The following is a 640-nucleotide window of genomic DNA, read 5'->3' as shown; positions in this document are numbered from 1 at the left end:
GAACGTGATATATTATAAGAGTTGCTGGTGACGAGATAATCGGCGCCGACGACGAGCTTGATCTTTGAAAACTGAACAACGAGTGAGTGGGATTTCACACAAGTGAGATCCAAAAATAGAGAATATTTTATTCTCGTCAGATGTTTCAAAATGAGCAATCGCTCTTTCTAAATACCAATTTGGAGAGTTTGATCCTGGCTCAGGACGAACGCTGGCGGCGTGCCTAATACATGCAAGTCGAGCGGAGCTTATCCTTCGGGATAAGCTTAGCGGCGGACGGGTGAGTAACACGTAGGCAACCTCCCCTCTAGACTGGGATAACTACCGGAAACGGTAGCTAATACCGGATAATTCCTTCACCCTCATGGGCGAGGGATGAAAGGCGGAGTAATCTGCTACTAGAGGATGGGCCTGCGGCGCATTAGCTAGTTGGTGGGGTAACGGCCTACCAAGGCGACGATGCGTAGCCGACCTGAGAGGGTGAACGGCCACACTGGGACTGAGACACGGCCCAGACTCCTACGGGAGGCAGCAGTAGGGAATCTTCCGCAATGGGCGAAAGCCTGACGGAGCAACGCCGCGTGAGTGATGAAGGTTTTCGGATCGTAAAGCTCTGTTGCCAGGGAAGAACGTCCGGTAG

Annotated in this window: 1 rRNA gene; it reads left to right on the top strand. The window is 51.9% G+C overall.

What is annotated here, in order from left to right:
• Positions 1-176 precede the first annotated feature (176 nt).
• Positions 177-640 (top strand): 16S ribosomal RNA (locus A3842_RS13010); the annotation flags it as partial.

The organism is Paenibacillus sp. P3E (assembly GCF_001909045.1).
Taxonomy (GTDB): domain Bacteria; phylum Bacillota; class Bacilli; order Paenibacillales; family Paenibacillaceae; genus Paenibacillus_AQ; species Paenibacillus_AQ helianthi.
This window is presented reverse-complemented; position numbering and strand designations above follow the sequence as displayed.